This window comes from Streptomyces sp. NPDC059456, assembly GCF_042750055.1.
GTDB lineage: Bacteria > Actinomycetota > Actinomycetes > Streptomycetales > Streptomycetaceae > Streptomyces.
Window position 1 is genome coordinate 1 of record NZ_JBHYVA010000849.1, and the last position, 3,160, is coordinate 3,160.

General features: G+C 74.3%; 4 protein-coding genes and 1 pseudogene. 4 read left to right on the forward strand and 1 reads right to left on the reverse strand.

The features are described 5' to 3' along the window. Nucleotides 1-192: hypothetical protein (locus ACFXA3_RS39500; RefSeq protein WP_385195753.1), on the reverse strand; the 192-nt coding region annotated here is incomplete at its 3' end. A 90-nt stretch (nt 193-282) separates the two neighbouring features. Here ACFXA3_RS39500 and rsmI point away from each other — a divergent pair. From rsmI to ACFXA3_RS39520, 4 genes and pseudogenes are all read left to right on the forward strand, one after another. Next, the gene (gene rsmI, locus ACFXA3_RS39505) at nt 283-1,212 is read left to right on the forward strand and encodes a 16S rRNA (cytidine(1402)-2'-O)-methyltransferase (RefSeq protein WP_385195756.1); all 930 of its coding nucleotides are present in this window, start codon (nt 283-285) and stop codon (nt 1,210-1,212) included. Between the two features lie 139 nt (nt 1,213-1,351). Then, nucleotides 1,352-1,870, forward strand: coding sequence for a hypothetical protein (locus ACFXA3_RS39510; protein WP_385195758.1), 519 nt, complete (start codon nt 1,352-1,354; stop codon nt 1,868-1,870). A gap of 9 nt (nt 1,871-1,879) precedes the next feature. Next, a complete protein-coding gene (locus ACFXA3_RS39515) occupies nt 1,880-2,755 on the forward strand; it encodes a TatD family hydrolase (RefSeq protein ID WP_385195761.1) in 876 nt (291 codons plus the stop codon). A 111-nt stretch (nt 2,756-2,866) separates the two neighbouring features. Next, a pseudogene (locus ACFXA3_RS39520) lies at nt 2,867-3,160 on the forward strand (hypothetical protein); the annotation flags it as partial.

Genomic DNA, 3,160 nt, shown 5'->3' on the forward strand with positions numbered 1-3,160 from the left:
CTCGGAGAGGTGTATAAGAGACCGCGGGGGCACCCGGCGGGCCCGGACGTCCGGCCGGCGGGCGCCGGCGGGCGGCGCGTAGCCGAAGCTGCGCAGCCGGCGCAGCCAGGTGGACGGCTGTTCTTCGCGTCCCGCCGCAGGGGCGGGCGGGGCCCCCGCGGGGCTGGGCGGCGGCGTCGCGGTACTGGTCACCGGGTCATCGTAGGGAACGCAGCTGTGCGAACCCCAGTGCCGGGGACCGTCGGAGCGTGTGCCGGGTGGGACGGCTGAGAGGATGGGCGGGTGACGACTGACCAGCCCACCGGCTCCGAAACCCCCTCCTCGACCTCCTCCTCCGCGGGCGTGCTCGTGCTCGCCGGCACCCCCATCGGCGATCTCGCCGACGCCCCGCCCCGGCTCGCCGCCGAGCTGGAGCGGGCCGACGTGGTCGCCGCCGAGGACACCCGGCGGCTGCGCCGGCTGACGCAGGGGCTCGGCGTGCACACCACCGGGCGGGTCGTGTCGTACTTCGAGGGCAACGAGTCGGCGCGCACCCCGGAGCTCGTCCAGGCGCTGGAGGAGGGCAAGCGGGTGCTGCTGGTGACCGACGCCGGCATGCCGTCCGTGTCCGACCCCGGCTACCGGCTGGTCGCCGCCGCCGTCGAGAAGGACATCAAGGTCACCGCCGTGCCCGGGCCGTCCGCGGTGCTCACCGCGCTGGCCCTGTCGGGGCTGCCCGTGGACCGCTTCTGCTTCGAGGGGTTCCTGCCGCGCAAGGCGGGCGAACGCCTGGGCCGGCTCCGCGAGGTCGAGGGCGAGCGCCGCACGCTCGTCTACTTCGAGGCCCCCCACCGGCTCGACGACACCCTCGCCGCGATGGCCGAGGTCTTCGGCGCCGGCCGGCGGGCCGCCGTCTGCCGCGAACTGACCAAGACGTACGAGGAGGTCAAGCGCGGCGGGCTCGGCGAGCTGGCGGCCTGGGCCGCGGAGGGCGTGCGCGGGGAGATCACCGTCGTCGTGGAGGGCGCCCCGGCCGCCGGGCCCGGCGACGTGGACGACGAGGAGCTGGTGCGCAGGGTGCGCGTGCGCGAGGAGGCCGGGGAGCGGCGGAAAGAGGCCATCGCGGCGGTCGCGGCCGAGGCCGGCGTACCCAAGCGGGACGTCTTCGACGCGGTGGTCGCGGCAAAGAATGCGGCTCGGAACATGCCCCAGGACGGTAAAGAGCTAACCTGAAAAGCAAAGCTCAGACCGCGCACCGGGCGCTTTGTGCATGAGTCGCCCAAAGACCGTCCAACAGTAGACAGGGCCTGATGCGCTCCCGCCCGAAGAGGCGTCCACTGGCAATGGCACCAGTGGAACAAGAGGAGCTGGCATGAGTGAGATCGCAGACACCTCGATACCCGTACCCGTCCCCGTACCCGCGAGCGCGACGGCGCCCGCAGCACCCGTCACCGTGCCCCGGCCGGCTGTGCCGACCGTGCACGAGGCGTACTCCTTCGCCTGCATGAAGTGCGGGTACGCGTGGGAGCAGGGCTACGAGATCGAGCACCACGTCGACGGCAAGGGCCAGCCCTTCATCATCTACACCGTCCAGGGCGAGCGGGTGCCCTCCCCGCTGTCGAACCCGACCTGCCACAACTGCGGCGGGCACGTGGTGCGGATCATGCGGGAGGGCCAGGTGTCGTCGGTGCTCGGCACGATCGACAAGCTCTACCACCACCGCATCTCGCCCGGGATCGCCGGCCCCGTGCCGGCCGGCGCGAACGTCCCGCGGACCCCGAAGCAGCGCAAGACCCCGTCGCACGACGCCCCCGGACCCGTCGCGGTGGACGAGGCCGCGGAGCGCGGGGGCCTGCTCGCCCGACTGAAGAGGATCTTCCGCCGGTCATAGGATCGGCCCATGAGCACAGCCTCCAAGGACACTCCGCCGCCGCTGCCCGAGCCCCTGCGGGTGGCGGTCGCGGACTCCCACACCCATCTGGACATGCAGGGCGGCACCGTCGAGGAGGGCCTCGCCAAGGCCGCGTCGGTCGGGGTGACCACCGTCGTCCAGGTCGGCTGCGACGTGAAGGGCTCCCGCTGGGCGGCCGAGACCGCCGCCGCGCACGAGAACGTCCACGCCGCCGTCGCCCTCCACCCGAACGAAGCGCCCCGCATCGTCCACGGGGACCCTGGGGGTTGGTCGCGACAGGGCGCCCGGACCGGGGGCGGCGAGGCCGCGCTCGACGAGGCGCTCGCCGAGATCGAGGAACTCGCCCGGCTGGCCCACGTGAAGGCCGTCGGCGAGACCGGCCTCGACTTCTTCCGCACCGGACCCGAGGGCATGGCCGCGCAGGAGCGCTCCTTCCGCGCCCACATCGAGATCGCCAAGCGCCGGGGCAAGGCCCTCGTCATCCACGACCGCGAGGCCCACGCCGACGTCCTGCGCATCCTGCGCGAAGAGGGCGCCCCCGAGCGCACCGTGTTCCACTGCTACTCCGGCGACGCCGAGATGGCGCGCGAGTGCGCGGCCGCCGGGTACTACATGTCGTTCGCCGGGACCGTCACCTTCAAGAACGCACAGCCGCTGCGCGACGCCCTCGCCGTCGCCCCGCTGGAACTGGTGCTCGTCGAGACGGACGCCCCGTACCTCACCCCTGCGCCTTACCGCGGACGGCCCAACGCCCCGTACCTCATTCCGCTGACCGTGCGCGCGATGGCCGCGGTGCGCGGGATCGGCGAGGACGCGATGGCCACCGCCCTGGCGGCGAACACGGCGCGCGCCTTCGACTACTGAGACCGCCGCACGTCCGACACGCTGGGTAGCCGTACGGCTTTGGTGGGTGACGGACGCTCCGCTAGGGTGCCGTGCCCGAACCGATGGGGCCGGACCAGTGGAGCGAGCGTCGTGAGCGAGAATCCTTTCACCAGGTCGTACGGGAACGAGGCCGCCCCGGACATCGAGCCCGCCGTGGTGCCCGCCCCGCGCACCGCGGACCGGCGGGCCGCCCGGCGCCGCAAGGGCATCGAGGCCGCCCTCGTACCCGCCGCCCCGACCGGACGGCGCCGGGGCGCGCCCGCCGGCGGCGAGATCTTCACGGCGCCCGCCGGACCCGGCACCGGACGGCGCCGCAGCCCCGACCCCGGCCCCGCCGCGCCGCCGGCCGCCCCGACCGGGCGGCGCCGCCGCAGCGCCCCCGCG

What these genes read in the sequence shown, in the direction of transcription:
- ACFXA3_RS39515 (WP_385195761.1), top strand. Translation starts at nt 1,880, where the DNA reads ATGAGCACAGCCTCCAAGGACACTCCGCCGCCGCTGCCCGAGCCCCTG.
- ACFXA3_RS39510 (WP_385195758.1), top strand. Translation starts at nt 1,352, where the DNA reads ATGAGTGAGATCGCAGACACCTCGATACCCGTACCCGTCCCCGTACCC.